This window comes from Rhodococcus jostii NBRC 16295, from assembly GCF_001894825.1.
GTDB classification, from domain to species: domain Bacteria; phylum Actinomycetota; class Actinomycetes; order Mycobacteriales; family Mycobacteriaceae; genus Rhodococcus_F; species Rhodococcus_F jostii.
Window position 1 is genome coordinate 1 of sequence record NZ_BCWY01000274.1, and the last position, 657, is coordinate 657.

The window sequence follows — 657 nt, forward strand, 5'->3', positions numbered from 1 at the left end:
CCGCGGCGGTTTTCGCAAGGTTCTTCGTTGTCCCGCACCCGGTTGCCAAGTGGCCCAGGTAGCGGACTTCACACGTGAACACCGGCGCGTGGGCGGCGCCCTCCATCCTCACCTCCCACTGCGGGGAGGGATGTCCGTGGTGTTCGGCGTGGCTGATCACCCACGCGATCGGGTTCTTGTGCGCGCGCTCCCGCCTTCTCGACTCCCGTCCCGACTCCACATCCTGGGGACCGCTGCGCGCGGATGCCGGCCGCGCCCGTACCCCCGCGTGCGTGGTGCTCGGGGGCACCGGGTGCGGCTCGTCCCGCAGCGGGGAGCCGGTCTCCGGGTGGCTCTCCCCTGCCGCGACGGCCTTGGTGAGGCCCCACGCAGCGTCCTGCTCGGCGCGCTTCTTACTGCCCGCGGTGGACCAGGGCCCGCAGACCTGTCCGACCCGGAACCGGGCCGCGAACACCGGTGTGTGCGAGGGCCCGCGGTGATCGCCGTCGATCTCGGGTCTGGGCAGGTCGGGATGCGCCTGCAGCCACATCGACACCACACTCGGCCCGAACTCCGGATGCGACTGCGACGCCCAGCCGAAGACCTCGTCGCGGATCGGCGCCCAACTCTCCCCGGCTTGAAGCAACGTGACGATCGTGGTCACCGTCACCTCGTCGG

Annotated in this window: 1 protein-coding gene; it reads right to left on the reverse strand. The window is 71.2% G+C overall.

The genetic code is table 11. The features are described from left to right. A partial coding sequence (locus RJ1_RS45160; RefSeq protein ID WP_501193870.1) for a double-stranded RNA binding motif domain-containing protein occupies positions 1-657 on the reverse strand: 657 nt, incomplete at both ends.